Origin of the sequence: Deinococcus sp. AB2017081, assembly GCF_034440735.1 — a bacterium.
Taxonomy (GTDB): Bacteria; Deinococcota; Deinococci; order Deinococcales; family Deinococcaceae; genus Deinococcus; species Deinococcus rufus.
In genome coordinates this window covers 2,045,250-2,060,289 of record NZ_CP140098.1, presented here as the reverse complement: position 1 = coordinate 2,060,289, position 15,040 = coordinate 2,045,250, and the positions used below count along the sequence as shown (strand labels likewise).

The 15,040-nt window shown below is 70.3% G+C and carries 15 protein-coding genes; 9 read left to right on the top strand and 6 right to left on the bottom strand.

What is annotated here, in order from left to right:
- Positions 1 to 44 precede the first annotated feature (44 nt).
- Entirely contained in the window at positions 45 to 647 is a 603-nt protein-coding gene (locus U2P90_RS09895; protein WP_322471967.1) for a TetR/AcrR family transcriptional regulator, read from the top strand.
- Positions 648 to 652: 5 nt separating this feature from the next.
- On the opposite strand, the gene U2P90_RS09890 is transcribed toward U2P90_RS09895, so the two are convergent.
- Positions 653 to 1,408 (bottom strand): helical backbone metal receptor, encoded by a 756-nt coding sequence (locus U2P90_RS09890; RefSeq protein ID WP_322471966.1) that lies wholly within the window; start codon positions 1,406 to 1,408, stop codon positions 653 to 655.
- 84 nt (positions 1,409 to 1,492) lie between these two features.
- Here U2P90_RS09890 and U2P90_RS09885 point away from each other — a divergent pair, with 84 nt between their 5' ends.
- Complete coding sequence (locus tag U2P90_RS09885; RefSeq protein ID WP_295818501.1) at positions 1,493 to 2,134, top strand: c-type cytochrome; 642 nt, start codon at positions 1,493 to 1,495, stop codon at positions 2,132 to 2,134.
- A 199-nt stretch (positions 2,135 to 2,333) separates the two neighbouring features.
- A complete protein-coding gene (gene sppA / locus U2P90_RS09880) occupies positions 2,334 to 3,947 on the top strand; it encodes a signal peptide peptidase SppA (protein WP_322471965.1) in 1,614 nt (537 codons plus the stop codon).
- 70 nt (positions 3,948 to 4,017) lie between these two features.
- Here the strand turns inward: sppA and U2P90_RS09875 are convergent, their stop codons facing one another.
- Both U2P90_RS09875 and U2P90_RS09870 read right to left on the bottom strand, forming a co-directional pair.
- Complete coding sequence (locus U2P90_RS09875) at positions 4,018 to 5,808, bottom strand: M3 family oligoendopeptidase (protein WP_322471964.1); 1,791 nt, start codon at positions 5,806 to 5,808, stop codon at positions 4,018 to 4,020.
- A gap of 80 nt (positions 5,809 to 5,888) precedes the next feature.
- On the bottom strand, positions 5,889 to 6,554 hold the full coding sequence (locus U2P90_RS09870) for a phosphate signaling complex PhoU family protein (RefSeq protein WP_322471963.1): 666 nt from the start codon (positions 6,552 to 6,554) through the stop codon (positions 5,889 to 5,891).
- A 126-nt stretch (positions 6,555 to 6,680) separates the two neighbouring features.
- On the opposite strand from U2P90_RS09870, the gene U2P90_RS09865 reads away from it, so the two are divergent.
- From U2P90_RS09865 to U2P90_RS09850, 4 genes are all read left to right on the top strand, one after another.
- Positions 6,681 to 8,237, top strand: coding sequence for an ABC transporter ATP-binding protein (locus U2P90_RS09865; RefSeq protein WP_322471962.1), 1,557 nt, complete (start codon positions 6,681 to 6,683; stop codon positions 8,235 to 8,237).
- Positions 8,237 to 9,289, top strand: coding sequence for an ABC transporter permease (locus U2P90_RS09860; RefSeq protein WP_322474689.1), 1,053 nt, complete (start codon positions 8,237 to 8,239; stop codon positions 9,287 to 9,289). Before U2P90_RS09865 ends, U2P90_RS09860 begins: the two co-directional genes overlap by 1 nt.
- Before the next feature lie 72 nt (positions 9,290 to 9,361).
- Entirely contained in the window at positions 9,362 to 10,255 is an 894-nt protein-coding gene (locus tag U2P90_RS09855) for an ABC transporter permease (protein WP_295818513.1), read from the top strand.
- A 69-nt stretch (positions 10,256 to 10,324) separates the two neighbouring features.
- Complete coding sequence (locus tag U2P90_RS09850; protein ID WP_295818515.1) at positions 10,325 to 10,522, top strand: DUF2945 domain-containing protein; 198 nt, start codon at positions 10,325 to 10,327, stop codon at positions 10,520 to 10,522.
- Here the strand turns inward: U2P90_RS09850 and U2P90_RS09845 are convergent.
- Together U2P90_RS09845 and msrP are read right to left on the bottom strand one after the other, a co-directional pair.
- The gene (locus tag U2P90_RS09845) at positions 10,519 to 11,175 is read right to left on the bottom strand and encodes a protein-methionine-sulfoxide reductase heme-binding subunit MsrQ (RefSeq protein ID WP_322471961.1); all 657 of its coding nucleotides are present in this window, start codon (positions 11,173 to 11,175) and stop codon (positions 10,519 to 10,521) included. The two genes, U2P90_RS09850 and U2P90_RS09845, sit on opposite strands and share 4 nt — an antisense overlap.
- On the bottom strand, positions 11,175 to 12,128 hold the full coding sequence (msrP, locus tag U2P90_RS09840; protein WP_295818518.1) for a protein-methionine-sulfoxide reductase catalytic subunit MsrP: 954 nt from the start codon (positions 12,126 to 12,128) through the stop codon (positions 11,175 to 11,177). Before msrP ends, U2P90_RS09845 begins: the two co-directional genes overlap by 1 nt.
- Before the next feature lie 196 nt (positions 12,129 to 12,324).
- On the opposite strand from msrP, the gene U2P90_RS09835 reads away from it, so the two are divergent.
- Positions 12,325 to 13,491, top strand: coding sequence for a BMP family ABC transporter substrate-binding protein (locus U2P90_RS09835; protein ID WP_295818520.1), 1,167 nt, complete (start codon positions 12,325 to 12,327; stop codon positions 13,489 to 13,491).
- A gap of 89 nt (positions 13,492 to 13,580) precedes the next feature.
- Positions 13,581 to 14,144: a peroxidase-related enzyme gene (locus U2P90_RS09830; RefSeq protein WP_295818522.1), complete on the top strand. Its 564-nt coding sequence runs from the start codon at positions 13,581 to 13,583 to the stop codon at positions 14,142 to 14,144.
- Between the two features lie 24 nt (positions 14,145 to 14,168).
- Here the strand turns inward: U2P90_RS09830 and U2P90_RS09825 are convergent, their stop codons facing one another.
- Entirely contained in the window at positions 14,169 to 15,014 is an 846-nt protein-coding gene (locus U2P90_RS09825; protein WP_322471960.1) for a hypothetical protein, read from the bottom strand.
- Positions 15,015 to 15,040 lie beyond the last annotated feature (26 nt).

The following is a 15,040-nucleotide window of genomic DNA, read 5'->3' as shown; positions in this document are numbered from 1 at the left end:
CCCACGCTTGACGCCCCCCGCCGCAGCCGGGATGCTGGGCGGATATGGCGCGCAAGGTCAACCCCATCCAGGACCGTGCGCGGCGCACGGCGCTGGAGAAGGCGGCGTACCTCGCCATCTACGAGCAGGGCTACGCCGGCGTGACCCTGGCCGACATCGCCGCGCACGCGGGCGTGAGCCGGGGCACGCTGGTGTACCACTTCGGCAGCCGCGCCGGACTGCTGTCGGCGGTGGTGCGGCGCTTCACGCGGACGATCGGCGTGGCGACCCGGCGGGCCCTGCGGCAGGCGGCGACCCCCGAGGACAAGCTGCGGGCCTACGTCGAGAACCAGTTCTACGGCGTGGAGAACACCCGGCGCTTCTACACGGTCTCCCTGGACTTCCTGGCCGCCGCCACGCGCGACGACGCCCTGATGGCCGTGCAGCGCGACTTCCTGCGGGAGACGCTGGCCCTGGATCTGGAACTGGCCCGCCTGTCGGGCGAGACCGGCGCCCCCGCGCGGGCACGGCAGCTGCGGGCCCTCGTCGAGGGCCTGAGCGTGCGCTTCCTGGCAGACCCGCACCCGGAACTCGCGGCGTACCGGTCGGACTGCCTGACCGGCCTGCGGGCGATCCTGGGGTGGCCGCAGCCCGATCGTTCCGGCTGAGCCGGCTACAGGGCGCCGACTGGCAGGGCGGACAGCGCGGTGTGGAGTTGCCGTGCGCCCTCGATCAGGCGGGGGCCGGGGCGACCCAGGCCGCTCTCGTGGATGGCGACGACCGGCACGCCCAGGCCACGGGCCTCGATCAGTTCCGGGCGCAGCCGCTTCGCGCCGCACCACGAGCACACGATCAGGTCGGTCCGCGCCGCCCGCACCTCGTCCAGCGTGACGGGCGAACTGCGGCCGGGCCGATCCCCCAGCGCGTTCACGGCTCCCAGCCGCTCCAGCAGCTCCGTCACCCACGACTCGCGGGTCGCCGCGATGATCGGGCGGGGCCACCACTCGACCAGCACACGGGGCGGCTTGGGGAAGGTCAGGCGCAGGGTGTCCAGTTCGGCGTCGAGCGACGCCGCGACGGCCTCGGCCCGCGTGGACAGCCCGATGGCGTCCCCGATGATGCGGATATCCGCCAGGGTGTCCTCCACACTGACCGGATCGAGCACCAGCACGTTCAGCCCGGCGTCACGCACGCCCTGCACCACGCGCTCCTGACCGGGCACGCTCAGGCTGGCGAGCACCAGATCCGGGCGGGTGGCGACCAGGGCCGGGATGTCGATGTCCAGATCCAGACCCACGCGCACGGCCGACTCCAGGCCGGAGGCGTCACTGTGGTCGTCGGCGGCCACGACCCACCCGGCGGCACCCAGGGCGGCCAGGATGTCGGAGTTGCTGGCGACCAGCGAGGCCAGTCTGGGGGGCCGATCCATGCGTGAAGTGTAGCGCCGTGAGGACTCACAGAACTGCGTGCAGGGCGGTCATTTGCCCCCTGACCGTATGGTAGGCTCGCGATCATGAAGAATACGTTCGCCGTCACCATGACGCTGCTGCTGGCCCTGACCCTGGGCGGCTCGATTGCCGGGTACCGGATCGCTACAGCCGAGCACGAGGAGCCGGCGGCCGAGGCCTCGCAGTCCGCGTCCGAGTCGGCGCCCAGCCCCAACAGCGCGGTGACCGGGCCGGCGGATGACCAGGCCACGACCGGCGACGTGGCCGCCCAGAACGAGGGCGGCACCCAGACCGGCGAGAACGGGGCGGTGGCCGCTGCGGGCGGTGCCGACGGCGCGGACGGCGGCGTGCCCGCGACCAGCGAGACCACCCCCCCCGGCGGCGGCGCGACGGCCGGCGAGACCGGTCAGGAACCCGTCGAGCAGGCGGCAGCGGCCTCGACCGCCGGAGACGTCAAGGCCGGCGAGACGATCTACGCCTCCAACTGCTCCGGGTGCCACGGCGCGGACGGCAAGGGCGTCGTCGGCCCGAGTCTGGTCACGGCGGACGGCCCGAAGGCCTGGACGGATGCGCAGCTCCTCACCACCCTGCGCGAGGGCAAGACCCCGGAGCGCCAGCTGAGCACCGCCATGCCGCGCTTCACGGCCGAGCAGATCAGCGACAGCGACGTGACCAACCTGCACGCCTACATCAAGACCCTGAACTGATCCCAGCCACGACGACCGGGGAGCCGCGACAGTCTCTGCGGCTCCCCGGTCGTCCGTCGTGACTTCAGATCGGCCCGTGTGTATCACCGTGTCCGTGGAGCGCAGGGACGGCGGTCTCGTCCCCACGTGGCGGACTCCATGAACCACGAAACGTGATGCCGTCGGAACCCGGCGGAGGCACGGCGCGTACCGTACGCATATGCCCCTCTTTTCCCTGCCTGACCTGATCAAGTCCTCTGGAGGCCTCCCGAATGGCGTGACGCGGCCGACCTGGGTGGTGCTGGACGTGACTGGCGCGTACCCCGAACGGCAGCCGTCCACCCCCCTCCAGGCGCTCCTGAACCGCACCGACACGCTGGAGGCGCTGGAGGCCCGCATCGAGAAGCTGCGCGGGGCGGACTGGCTGCATGGTGTCCTGGTGAAGATCAGCGAGTTCACGGCGTCCCCCGCGACCGCGCACGCCATCCGCAATCTGCTGGCCTCCCTGAACGAGACGAAGCGCGTGGTGGCCTTCGTGCCGCAGCTGACCATGACCAGCATGATCGCGGCCAGTGGCGCGAAAGAAATTGCTGCGCCCGAGTCGGCCGACGTGATGCTGGGCGGCTTCGCGGTCGAGCCCACCTTCCTGGGCGAATTCCTGAAGAAGCGCGGCATCGAGTTCGAGAATCTGCGTATCCGTGAGTACAAGGCGGCCCTGACGCGCTTCTCGCAGGAGCACATGGACGACGCCAATCGCGAGCAGCTCCAGGCCTATCTGGACGGGCTGGAGGGCGCGTGGGTGCAGGACATGGCGCAGGCGCGAGGCGTGGAGGCCAGCGTGGCAGCCGGGTGGCTGTCGGGCACCATCACCAGTGCCCAGGGGGCGCTGGACGCCGGCCTGATCACCCGCGTGGCCTACGAGGACGAACTGGTTGGCCCGGCCACGCAGCCCATGATGGCGATCGTGGACTGGCTGGTGCCCGCGAGGCCCAGCAACCCTAAAGCCGGGCGGGTGGCGGTCGTACCTGTGATCGGTACCATCGTGACCGGTAAGAGCCGCACCAACCCGCTGCCCCTGCCACTGCTGGGCGGCCCGCAGGCCGGGTCAGATACCGTGGTCGCCGCCCTGAAGCGGGCCGTGGACGACAAGGCCACGAAGGCGATCGTGCTGTATGTGAACTCCGGCGGGGGCAGTGCCCTGGCGAGCGACCTGATGTGGCGCGAGGTGCAGCGCAGCAGTAAACCCGTGGTCGTCGTGATGGGCGAGTACGCCGCCAGCGGCGGATACTACGTCGCCACGCACGCGAAGCACATCGTGGCCAGCCCGTACACCCTGACCGGCAGCATCGGCGTGGTCACGGGCAAGCCGGTGCTGACCGAATTCAACCGCCGCCACGGCCTGAACCCCGAGCGGGTCGGCCGCAGCAGCGCCCTGCTGTACTCGGCCAGCCGGAAGTACACCGACGAGGAGCGCAATCACGTCGAGCGCGGGATCGAGGAGGTCTACGACCGCTTCACCTCCCGCGTGGCGGAAGGCCGGGGGCTCACGCAGGAGCGTGTGAACGAACTGGGCCGGGGCCGCATCTGGAGCGGCGCGGACGCCCTGGAACGCGGTCTGGTGGACGAACTGGGCGACCTCCGGCTGGGCCTCCAGCGGGCACGCGAACTGGCGGGCCTGCCCCACGACGCCCCCACCTGGAACGTCACCCCGAAGAACCGTGGCCCCCTGCCGGAATTCGTACAGGAGGCCGCCCAGGCCGCCACCGTGCAGGTCTGGCCGTTTGGCCGCGAGCGCGTCCTGACGTGGCTGGATCAGGATCTCAAGGTGCGATAGGGCGCCGACGCGCCCGCAGAGGGCAGAGAGCAGAGGGTGACGATCACAGGCGTCCTCTGCTGTCTGCTGTCTACGCCGTCAGCGCCTCGTACGCCGCGATCTGGCGCCGGATCACGTCCAGGCTGCCCTCCCAGAAGTCCGGGGCGTGCAGGTCGATACCGAAGGTGGCGGCGAGTTCCAGGGGGGTCGCCTGACCGGTGCTGGACAGCAGGTCGTCGTAGCGGCGCTGGAAGTCCCGCACGGCGGCCTCGCCCTGCTGGCGCGCCGCGTGGTACTGGGCATACAGGCCCAGACCGAACAGCAGGCCGAAGGTGTACGGATAGTTGTAGAACGGCAGGCCGTAGTAGTGGCCCTTGACCGCCCACATGTACGGGTGCAGGGTGCCGACCGCGTCGCCGTAGGTCTCGCGCTGTGCCCAGGTCATGAGTTCCACGAACTCCTGCGGGTTCAGGTCACGTTCGGCCCGCTTCTCGTACACGGCCCGCTCGAACAGGAAGCGGCTGTGGATGTCCACGACGACCTGCGCGTGCCCGAGCAGCTGCGTCTCCAGCGCGTACAGGCGCTCCTCGCCGCTGGCGCGCTCCAACGCGGCGTTCTGGATGATGGTCTCGCAGAAGATGCTGGCCGTTTCGGCCAGGGTCATGGGGGTCTCGCGCTGCAGGGGGGGCAGGTGGGCCAGCTGCACGTTGTGGTACGCGTGCCCCAGTTCGTGTGCCAGGGTACTCACCGAGTCCAGGCTGGGGTCGTGGTTCATCAGGATGCGGCTGCGGTCACCGTCCCAGCGCATACAGAATGCGCCGCTGCGCTTGCCGTCGCGGGGGCCGGCGTCGATCCAGCCCTCCCGGAAGGCGCGGGCCGCGAAGTCGCCCAGGGTCACGCTGTACGCGCGGAACTGCTCCTCGACGAAGCGGGTGCCGGCGTCGTAGGCCCAGTGCGTGTCGCTGCGGCCCACCGGAGCGAACAGATCCCACCAGTCCAGGGCTGGCTTGCCCAGGACGCGGGCCTTGGCGGCAAAGTAGCGCCGGAAGTCCGGCAGCGAGCGCACGACCGCCCCCTGCATGGCGGCCAGCGTCTGGGCATCGATGCCGTGGCTGAGCAGGCTCGGCCCGACCGGATCGGTGAAGCCGCGCCGCGCGGCCAGGGTGCCCTCCTCGCCCTTGACCCCATTCAGGCACGCGGCCATGACGACCTCGGTTCCCTTCCACGCCGCGATCTCGGCCTCGAAGGCGTCCTGGCGCACCGTTCCGTCCGGGTCGGTCGCCAGGGCACGCAGGGCCGTCACCGGCAGCGTCTGTCCACGGAACGTCCCGGTGAGCACAGAACTGACGTTGCCGTGCAGTTTCGCCCAGCCGCCGGCCCCACAGGGCCGCAGCCGGGCCGCGAGATCCTCCTCGTCTGGCGTCATCTGGTGGCGGGCATAGTCGGCCGAGCGGCGCAGCAGGTGCGCGTGCTCCCGCGCCGTGTCCGAGGCCCCGGCCAGGGCGTCCAGCGCGTCACCGTCCAGCGCCCCGATCCACGCCGTCACGCGCGAGCGCAGCGGGCCGAGCGGCAGCGTGGTGGTGGTCAGGGCGGACATCAGGCCCTGGGCCGGCGCGTTGCGGCTGTCGGTCGAGACGAAGGCGGAGAGGTACGCCCGGATGGTGGCCCCACGGCTGTACACGCCATTCATGGCGTTCAGGGCCGCGTCCAGACGATCCGGCGTGACTGCGGCCCCGTCCTTGCGGATCTCGAGCGTGTCCAGGAGCGTGCCGAGGGCCTCGACGTCGGAGGAAAGCGCTTTCAGATCGGCCGCGAGCGCCGGGTCATCCAGACCGCTGTACAGGTCGGTCGTCCGCCAGCGGGGCAGGTCGGTGAGGGTCATGCCCGGCAGTCTAGCGCCGGGCCGCTACACGGACGTTTCCGGCAGGACGGCTCCGCGGCGCGGGTCTCGCCCCGGCCGGTTCAGTGCAGCGGCAGCGTGGGCCGCACCACCAGGGTCTCCAGCCGCTCCGCGACGTTCACGAGGTGGTCGCCCAGCCGCTCGAGATTGCGGGCCATGCGGCCGGCGATCAGGGCGACCTCGGTGTCCTCGGGGCGCTCCAGCAGGCGGGTCAGGCTGGCCCGCTGCATCTGCTCGTACAGGGCGTCGACCTGCTCGAAATCCAGGTGCATGACCTCACGGGCCGCCGCCACGTCGCGCTCGGCAAACGCATACGACAGCCGCTCGACCATCTGTGACAGCAGCCGCACGATGGGCAGCGCGTCCTGCAACGTGGCTGAGCGCACACGCGGCGCGAAGGTCTCCAGGTCGCGGGCCACGGTGAAGGCGTAGTCACCGACACGTTCCAGGTTGGTCAGCGACCGGAAGACCATCAGGTGGAAGGCGAGTTCCGGTTCACTCAGGCCGGCGGCGAAGGCGTGCAGGCAGGTGTCCTCGATCTCGCGCTCCAGGGCGTCCGTCTCCCGTTCCAGCACGCGGGCCCGTGCGGTGAGGCCGGCATACTCGGCCCGCACATCGGCGTCGCGCACGGCGTCGAGCTGCTCCAGCACGATGCTGAGCATCCTGAGAAAACGGGCCGTAACCAGGGCCGTGCTGGCCTGGCCGGCCGGGGTGGTGCCGGACGTCATGGCCCCAGTATCGGCCGTCCGTGTGACGGTCCGGTCAGGGAACCTTCGGGGGGGCTTCACGCCGGAGGTCGCCCCCGGTCGTCATGGGCCTGTGCGCCGGGCGAAAGTGCTGTCAGGATACATGGCATGAGCGCCGCCCCCCCTCCGGCCCTGCACCTGCGGGGCATCACGAAACGCTTTCCGGGTGTGGTCGCGAACGACAGTGTCGATGTGATCCTGCACGCCGGCGAGGTGCTGGCCCTGCTCGGCGAGAACGGGGCCGGCAAGAGCACCCTGATCTCGATCCTGTACGGCCTGTACCAGCCCGACGAGGGCACCGTCGAACTGGCCGGGAAGCCCGTACGGATCGGCAGCCCAGCCCAGGCCCGCGCCCTGGGGATCGGGCTGGTGCCGCAGCACCCGCTGCTGGTGGCGCGGCACACGGTCGCGGAGAACCTCGCGCTGGGCAGCGGCGCGGCGCTGTTCCCGGCGCGCGGCGTGGCGGCCCGGATCCGCGAGCTGTCCGGCCGCTACGGGCTGGAAGTCGATCCGGCGGCGCGGGTCTCGGAGCTGTCGCCCGGCGAGAAGCAGCGGGTCGAGATCGTCCGGGCGCTGCTGGGTGGGGCGCGGGTGCTGATCCTGGACGAGCCGACCTCGGTGCTGACGCCCCAGGAGGCGCAGGGCCTGTTCCGCGTGATGCGCGAGCTGCGACAGGACGGCCGCTCGCTGATCTTCATCTCGCACAAGCTGGACGAGGTGCTGGACATCGCGGACCGCGTGACCGTGCTGCGGCGCGGCAAGGTCGTGGGCGGCGTGCCCACGGCGGGCGCGACCCGCGAGAGCCTGGCCGAGCTGATGGTCGGGCGCTCGGTGGACTTCACGCGCAAGCGCGGCACCGGGACGACTGGCAGGGACACGCTGCTGGCCGTGCGCGACCTGGCGGCGACCGGATCACGCGGCCTGCCCGCGCTGCGCGGCGTGAGCTTCGACGTGGCGCGGGGCGAGGTGCTGGGCGTGGCGGGCATCGCCGGGAACGGCCAGAGCGAGCTGGTCGAGGTGCTCGCGGGTCTGCACCCGGCCACGGGCACGGTGTCCCTCGACGGCGTGCCGCTACCCGCTGGTGCTCAGGCCCGCTTCCGCGCCGGCGTGGCCCACATCCCAGAGGACCGCATCCACTCGGGCACCGTGCCCAGCATGACCGTGGCCGAGAACGTGGCGCTGCGGCAGTACGACCAGCCGCCCCTGGCGCGCGGGCTGGCCCGTGACCTGGGGCAGGTGGACGACCTGGCCCGGCGCGAGGTCGCGGCCTACGACGTCGCCACGCCCGGCATCCACACCCCCAGCCGGCTGCTCAGCGGCGGCAACATCCAGAAACTGATCCTGGCGCGGGAACTGGCCGGGTCACCGAAACTGATCCTGGCCGTGCACCCAACCTACGGCCTGGACATCGGCGCGACCGATCAGGTGCACCGCGTGCTGCTGGAGCGTACGCAGGGCGGCGCGGGCGTGCTGCTGGTCAGCGAGGATCTGGACGAACTGCTCAGCCTGTCGGACCGCGTCGGCGTGATGGTCGGCGGGTCGCTGCTGGGGCCGTTCCCGGTACACGAGGTCACGCGCGAGTCGCTGGGTCTGCTGATGGGCGGAGCACACCCGCACTCGCTGCCCGGCGCGGAGCCGGGCGTGGTCGGCGGGGGCGCGGCGTGATGCGCTTTGTGGCGCTGCCCGCAACCACGGCCGCGCGGTCAGCGCTGGTCACGCTGGGCGCGGTGGTCGTGGCGCTGGCCGTGTGCGCTGTGGTCTTCGCGGTATACGGCGTGTCTCCCGGCGCGGTGTACGGCTCGATGCTGCGCGGCACCCTAGGCGACGCGACCGGCCTGGCCGAGGTGGGGCGACGCACCATCCCGCTGCTGCTGATCGGCTCGGGGCTGGCGCTGGCCTTCCGCGCCCAGTTCTTCAACATCGGCGCAGAGGGACAGCTACTGCTGGGCGCGGTGTCCGCGGCGGGCACGGCGCTGTTCTTGCCGCTGCCGGGGCCGCTGCTCGTGCCTGCCATGTTCGTCATGGGAATCCTGGGCGGAGGGCTGTGGGCCGGGATCGCGGCGTGGCTGCGCCGCCTGAACGTGAACGAGATCCTGTCCACCCTGATGCTGAACTACGTGGCGGTGGCACTGGTCACGTACCTGATCGCCGGGCCCTGGAAGGGAAAGGACGTGCGCGGGTATATCTACACCGACACCATCCCGCAGGCGGGGTATCTGCCGACCCTGCCGGGCACGCAGGTGCACTGGCCGACCCTGCTGCTGGGGATCGCCGTCGCGCTGGGGCTGCAGTGGCTGCTGTCGCGCTCGACGCTGGGCTACGCGCTGCGGGTCGTGGGTGAGAATCCGGGCGCGGCCCGCTATGCCGGCCTGAACGCAGCCGGCATTGCCACCGTGGTCGCCCTGATCACCGGGGGCGCCGCCGGACTGGCCGGCGCGGGCGAGGTGGCGGGCATCCACCACCGCCTGCTGGAAGCCGGGCAGCTGTCGCTGGGCTACGGCTTCACCGGCGTGATCGTGGCGTGGCTGGCGCGGGGCAACCCGGCCCTGTGTCTGGTCACCGCCCCGCTGATGGGCGTGATCCTGGCCGGCGGCGACCTGCTCAAAATCGACCTGAACATGCCCTTCCGCGTGGTCGATGTGTTCAGTGGCGTGATCCTGCTGTGCCTGATCGCCTCCGAGGTCTTCGTACGGCACCGCGTGGTGTGGGGGAAGTGATGCAGAGGGTAGAGGGCAGACAGCAGATGGCAGACGGCAGACGGCAGGGCACCGGGAACCGGGAGCGTCAGCATGGATAACGTCGTGGTCGAGGCGCTGGTGCGGGCGCTGGCGGTGGGGACGCCGCTGCTGCTGGCCAGCCTGGGAGCGGTGGTCAACGAGCGGGCAGGCATCGTGAACCTGGGTATGGAGGGGGTCATGGCCGTGGGGGCGCTCGCGGCCTTCGCGGTGGCGAGCAGCGCTCCGGACGCGAGCCTGTGGGCCGCCGTGGGCGCGTCCATGCTGGCCGGCGCGGCCCTGTGCGCGCTGCACGCGCTGGCGACCGTCACGCTGCGGGCCAACCAGTTCGTGTCGGGCCTGGCGCTGGCCCTGATCGGCACCGGTGCGGCGGGGCTGCTGGGCAAGAAGTACGAGGGCCTGCCGCTGTTCAACAAGGTGCCGGACTGGACGCTCGGCAGCTTCACCATCAGTCCCTTCACGGTCGGAGCGCTGCTGCTGGCGGGACTCCTGGCGTTCTACCTGAATTCCACCCGCGCCGGCCTGACGCTGCGGTCCGTGGGCGAGAACCCGGCCGCCGCCGACGTGCTGGGCGTCAATGTCGGCCTCGTGCGGGCGCTGGCGGTGCTGGGCGGCGGGGCGCTGGGCGGACTGGGCGGCGCGTTCCTGGCGCTGTCGTACCGCTCCTCGTGGACCGACAACATGGTGGGCGGGCTGGGCTGGATCGCGGTGGCGCTGGTGATCTTCGTCGCGTGGAATCCGCTGCGGGCCGTGGCCGGCGCCCTGTTCTTCGGTGTCCTGTACTACCTCCAGTTCCGCCTGCAGGGCAACAGCCCCATCCCGACCGAGGTCTTCAGCGCCATGCCCTTCGTGCTGGTGCTGATCGTCCTGGCCCTGGCCGGACGACGCGGACAGGCGGGATCAGCCCCGGCCGGCCTGGGCCGGGCATACGTTCGCGGCGAGCGGTAGCAGCAAGCCTCAAGGCCGTCTCAAGCGCCGTTGGTGCCGTCCATGCCGCCCCGAACCTATGCTCGGCGCATGACGATCAGGGTCGGGGACACGGTGCGCTGGCAGAGCCACGGCTCACACGCCGAGGGCAGGGTCGTGAAGATCGCCCACGAGGACGGCGAGGTCAGCGGCTTCCACTACCGCGCCAGCAGGGATGATCCGAGGTACATCGTCGAGGTGGACGGCAAGAGAACCGCCCACACCGAAGGCGCGCTGAGCAAGGTCTAGCCTGCTGCCCGCCCCGCTCCCGCCCTCCCCTGCCGACGGGGCCGGCGGGCCACCCAGCGGATCACGAACAGGACGGCGATGACCGCTGCGTAGATCAGCGGCGGCGTGTGATCCTTCTTCACGCCCCAGTAGTAGTGCAGCGTTCCCACGCTCACCGCCGCATAGACCAGACGGTGCAGACGCGTCCAGCGCTCGAACCCCAGCCGCCGCACCGAATCCCTGCGGCTCGTCAGTGCCAGCGGCACGAGCAGCAGCAGGGCGGTGAACCCGGCCGTGACGAAGGGGCGCTCCAGCACGTCTTCCGTGATCTGGCCCAGGTTGAAGCCGTGGTCGAGCAGATAGATCCCGAAGTGCAGGACGCCGTACCCGAACGCGAGCAGCCCCAGCGCCTTGCGGATCCGGGCGGGCCAGGTCCAGCCGGTCACGAGCCGCAGCGGTGTACATGCCAGCGACAGCACCAGCAGCGCCAGGGTCAGCAGACCGGTCTGCAGGGTGGCGCGCTGGATCGGGTTGGCCCCCAGGGCTCCGGTCAGCGCGTCCTGCACGAGCATCACGGCCGGCACCAGTCCACCCACGGTGACGGCCGGCACCAGCCACGGCAGGGGCCGGGCCGGGCGGGCGGTGGCGCGTGGGCCAGGCGACCGCGCCGACATCAGAAGTTCCGGCGCAGATCCATGCCCCTGTACAGTCCGGCCACCTGATCCGCGTAGCCGTTGAAGGGCAGGGTCGGACGGCGGCCCAGTTCCCCGATCCGCCGTTCGGTCGCCTGGCTCCAGCGGGGATGCGGCACGGCCGGGTTCACGTTGGCGTAGAAGCCGTATTCGTCCGGCGCGGCCAGGGCCCACGTGGTCTTCGGCTGCTGCGCCGTCAGCGTGATCCGCACGATGCTCTTGATGTTCTTGAAGCCGTACTTCCACGGCACGACCAGGCGCAGCGGCGCACCGTTCTGACCCGGCAGCACCCGGCCGTCCAGGCCGACCGCCATGAATGCCAGCGGGTGCAGCGCCTCGTCCAGCCGCAGCCCCTCCACATACGGCCAGTCAAGGACAGTGCCGCGCTGACCGGGGAACTGTTTCGGGTCGTACAGCGATGTGAACTGCACGTACTTCGCCTTGCTGGTGGGCTCCAGCCGGCGGATCAGGGCCGCCAGCGAGAAGCCCAGCCACGGCATGACCATGCTCCAGCCCTCCACGCAGCGCATGCGGTACACCCGGTCTTCCAGCGGGAACCAGCCCTGCAGGGTGTCGATGTCGACCGTCTGGGGCCTCTTGACCTCACCGTCGATCTTCACCGTCCAGGGCCGGGGCTTCAGACTGGCCGCCATCCGGGCCGGATCGCCCTTGTCGGTGCCGAACTCGTAGAAGTTGTTGTAGGTGGTCGCCTGTTCCCACGGTGTCACGGCCTCGCTCGTGTCGTATGGGCCCAGCGGGCGCTTCGGTCGGACAAAGGCGGTGCCCTGCGCCTCGGCGCTGCCGGCACCGGGGCGGCGCGTCAGCAGCTCCAGACCGCCCCCGAGGCCAGCAGCCGTGACGGTGAACAGGCCTGCGTTGCGCAGGAAGGCGCGGCGACCGGTGGTGGTGTCCTTCGGATCATCGGATTCGGGCATGGCGTTCTCCTGTCGATCAACTCGTGGCGTGAACGGAACCTCTCGTGAAGGTATACGGAGTCTGGCGCGGTTTGGATCAGCTCACCGTCGTCTCGGGCACGTCTGCGCTCTTGGCCGGCGCGCCTGCTCCTTGCCCTTTGCGTTTCGGCTGCCGCACGGCACAATGAAAGCGTCCCCACGCACCCGGAGGCTTTTCATGAACAAGACCCTGCTGACCGCCCTGCCCGTGACCCTCGCCCTGCTCTCGACCGCCGCCGCTCCAGCCCGTGCCCAGACCGACGCCAAGCTCCGCGCGTGCTTCGTGTACGTCGGCCCGGTCGGCGATATCGGCTGGACCTATGCCCACGACGTCGCCCGCAAGAGTGCCGAGAAGGCGCTGCCCTGGCTGGAGACCCGCTACGTCGAGAGCGTGGCCGAGGGTCAGGCCATGCCCGTGATCGACAAGCTGGTCAAGGACAGCTGCAAGGTGATCTTCACGACCTCCTTCGGCTTCATGGATCAGACGCTGGAGGCCGCCAAGAAATATCCGAACGTGATGTTCCTGCATGCCAGCGGCTTCAAGCGGGCACCCAACATGGGCACCTACATGGCCGACTTCTACCAGCTGTACTACCTCAACGGCATGATGGCCGCGGCCGTGAGCAAGTCGCCAAAACTGGGCTACGTGGCGGCCTTCCCCGTGCCCGAACTCAAGCGCCACATCAGCGCCTTCGCCCTGGGGGCACGCGCCGTGAACCCGGCCGCGACCGTCAGTGTGAAGTGGATCAATGCGTGGTTCGATCCCAACAAGGCCCGCGAGGCCGCCGAGGCCCTGATCAGTGAGGGCGCGGGGGCACTGGCCTTCACCGAGGACACCGCGACGGTGGTGCAGACCGCCGGGGCCCGCAAGGTGCCGGTGTTCGCGCACTACACGCCCATGTACAAGTTCGCGCCGGACTACGTGGTCAGCGGTCAGCTGGTGCACTGGGACAAGATCTACATCGACGTCCTGACCAAGGTGCGCAACGGCACCTATACCACCAAGAACCTCGACAAGGTGGACTACTGGAACCTGCTGCGCGGCGGCAGCGTCGAGCTGGGTGCCCAGGACGGCATGGCGATCAATCCCAAATGGGTGCCGGCCCTCAAGGCGAAGACCATCACCGTGGCGGGCAAGCAGGTCAGCGTGTATGACCGTGTCATGCAGCTCAAGGCCACCATGGAATCCGGCGGGAAGTTCGATCCCTTCACCGGCCCGATCAAGGATCGCAACGGCTTCCTGCGCGTGCCGGCCGGCAAGGTCGCCAGCATCGGTGAGCTGAACAGCATGGCCTGGGTCGTGCCCGGCGTGACCGGCGCGGTGGCCGACGAGCCGAAGAAGTAAGGACGGACCACACGGCGGCTCCCGGAGGCGATTCCGGGAGCCGCGTCTGCGTGCCTGTGGCCTGCCCCGTGTCGTAGGCTGTGGGCCTCATGACCGACATCTCCTGGCTGGCCGTGCCGGACACGTCGTCCGCGCCCGAGGGTGTGCTCAGACTGTGGCAGAAGTCCAGTGAAGCCCTGGGCTTCGTGCCGAACGTCTTCCGGGCGCAGGCGCTGAACGGTGAGCAGTTTCTCGCGTGGTGGGCGTACTTCAACCTGCTGGTCAACCGCGAGGGTCACCTCAGTCCGGCCGAGCGGGAGATGCTGGCCGTGGTGGTCAGCGCCGCCAACCGCTGCGTGTACTGCGAGGTCTCGCACGGGGCTGCGCTGCGCGGCCTGCTGGACGATCCGCTGAAAGCCGACACCATCGCCGTGAACTGGCGGCATGCCCGGCTGGACGCCCGGCAGACCGCCCTGTGCGCGTATGCCGAGAAACTGACGCTCCGGCCGGCCGAGATGACCCAGGACGATCTGGAGACGCTGCGGCAGGTCGGCCTGGACGACCACGCGATTCTGGAACTCGTGCAGGTCGTCGGGATGTTCAACCTGACCAACCGGGTGAGCGGCGCTCTGGGATTTGTCCCGAACGCCGAGTATCACACCCAGCACCGCTGACGCGACGTGCCGGGGCGGCAGCCCTCAGCTGCGGGTGTAGCCGGTTGCCCGCCACCCACAGCCGTCACGGACGAGGCTGACCGTGCCGCCGTACGTCCCGCTGACCCGCTCTCCGGTCGACCGCTGGGTGGCGCTGACCTTGACCTGGCCCGCGACCCGCGCCGAGTTGCCGTTGATGCTGACGTTCGTGATCGTCACCGTGTAGGAGATATCGCTGTACGCCGCCCGCACCGAGTTCGCGGCCGCCGACAGCCCCTCGTTGGCGGCCCCTGACGCAGTCGCCCGCGCCGAGGCGATGTCCTGCTCCTGCGTCAGCTTGCATTCTGCGGGGGCGGCGCCGGAGTAGGTGTCGGGCGTCGTGCCATCGTCCAGCGTGAGCGGCGCAGGAACGCTGCCCTGGACGTCGCCGAGGTTCATGCGGTACGTGACCCCCAGCGCGATACGGGGCCCGAGCACCGGGCCCAGGGCCGTGGTCGTCCGCTGCACTCCGGCTTCCAGGTACCCCTCCACGGGAAACAGGGCGACGCCATAGCGCAGGCCCAGGTCGCCGTGCAGCACCGCATTGCCGTCCTGGACATCGCCGCCAACCAGGGCATAGGTGGTCACATTGGACGTCGTGAACACGTCGAAGCTCACGCCACCGCCGAAGGTGGCACTGCCGCTCTGGCCCTGCACGTTGCTGGAGCAGTAGCCGACCTGTCCGTACACGCCGAACCTATCCGCCTGAATGCCGAGCCGACCGGCCACGACCGGGCAACCCAGCCCGGCCGAGGTGTTCAGACCCAGCTTGAGCTCTGCCGCGCCGGCCAGTCCGGTCGCGGCGAGACCCAGGGAGAAGACGGAGGTGAGCAGTCGGCGCAGTGTGGGCATCAGGGCCTGTTGTAACACACGGCTCG

What these genes read in the sequence shown, in the direction of transcription:
- U2P90_RS09895 (WP_322471967.1), top strand. Translation starts at nt 45, where the DNA reads ATGGCGCGCAAGGTCAACCCCATCCAGGACCGTGCGCGGCGCACGGCG.
- U2P90_RS09890 (WP_322471966.1), bottom strand. Translation starts at nt 1,408, where the DNA reads ATGGATCGGCCCCCCAGACTGGCCTCGCTGGTCGCCAGCAACTCCGAC.
- U2P90_RS09885 (WP_295818501.1), top strand. Translation starts at nt 1,493, where the DNA reads ATGAAGAATACGTTCGCCGTCACCATGACGCTGCTGCTGGCCCTGACC.
- sppA (WP_322471965.1), top strand. Translation starts at nt 2,334, where the DNA reads ATGCCCCTCTTTTCCCTGCCTGACCTGATCAAGTCCTCTGGAGGCCTC.
- U2P90_RS09875 (WP_322471964.1), bottom strand. Translation starts at nt 5,808, where the DNA reads ATGACCCTCACCGACCTGCCCCGCTGGCGGACGACCGACCTGTACAGC.
- U2P90_RS09870 (WP_322471963.1), bottom strand. Translation starts at nt 6,554, where the DNA reads ATGACGTCCGGCACCACCCCGGCCGGCCAGGCCAGCACGGCCCTGGTT.
- U2P90_RS09865 (WP_322471962.1), top strand. Translation starts at nt 6,681, where the DNA reads ATGAGCGCCGCCCCCCCTCCGGCCCTGCACCTGCGGGGCATCACGAAA.
- U2P90_RS09860 (WP_322474689.1), top strand. Translation starts at nt 8,237, where the DNA reads ATGCGCTTTGTGGCGCTGCCCGCAACCACGGCCGCGCGGTCAGCGCTG.
- U2P90_RS09855 (WP_295818513.1), top strand. Translation starts at nt 9,362, where the DNA reads ATGGATAACGTCGTGGTCGAGGCGCTGGTGCGGGCGCTGGCGGTGGGG.
- U2P90_RS09850 (WP_295818515.1), top strand. Translation starts at nt 10,325, where the DNA reads ATGACGATCAGGGTCGGGGACACGGTGCGCTGGCAGAGCCACGGCTCA.
- U2P90_RS09845 (WP_322471961.1), bottom strand. Translation starts at nt 11,175, where the DNA reads ATGTCGGCGCGGTCGCCTGGCCCACGCGCCACCGCCCGCCCGGCCCGG.
- msrP (WP_295818518.1), bottom strand. Translation starts at nt 12,128, where the DNA reads ATGCCCGAATCCGATGATCCGAAGGACACCACCACCGGTCGCCGCGCC.
- U2P90_RS09835 (WP_295818520.1), top strand. Translation starts at nt 12,325, where the DNA reads ATGAACAAGACCCTGCTGACCGCCCTGCCCGTGACCCTCGCCCTGCTC.
- U2P90_RS09830 (WP_295818522.1), top strand. Translation starts at nt 13,581, where the DNA reads ATGACCGACATCTCCTGGCTGGCCGTGCCGGACACGTCGTCCGCGCCC.
- U2P90_RS09825 (WP_322471960.1), bottom strand. Translation starts at nt 15,014, where the DNA reads ATGCCCACACTGCGCCGACTGCTCACCTCCGTCTTCTCCCTGGGTCTC.